This is a genomic window from Streptomyces sp. P17 (assembly GCF_032436805.1).
Classification (GTDB): Bacteria; Actinomycetota; Actinomycetes; order Streptomycetales; family Streptomycetaceae; genus Streptomyces.
Genome location: NZ_JAVRBF010001406.1, coordinates 1 through 241 on the forward strand (window position 1 = coordinate 1; position 241 = coordinate 241).

At 70.5% G+C, this 241-nt stretch carries 1 pseudogene; it reads right to left on the reverse strand.

Annotated elements, in window-relative coordinates:
• Nucleotides 1-127: 127 nt before the first annotated feature.
• A pseudogene (locus RMT89_RS45155) lies at nt 128-241 on the reverse strand (AhpC/TSA family protein); the annotation flags it as partial.

Sequence of the window (241 nt, forward strand, 5' to 3'; positions counted from 1 at the left end):
GCAATGCCCGAAGCCCTGCTGATCTTCCCCAACGCGATCGTGCGGCCGCGCATGCTGGAGGACGTTGCCTGCCGCGCTGTCCGCCTGCCGCAGGAGAGGGCGCTGGTCCACCTGCAGTTCCGCCGGCGGCGGGCGAATGGAACAGGACGATCTCGCGGATGCCTGCGGCTTCGAGCTCGCCATGTCGGCGCGCGAAGGATCGCAGGTGCGGGTTGCAGATCGGGCAGCCCGCGAACCGGCG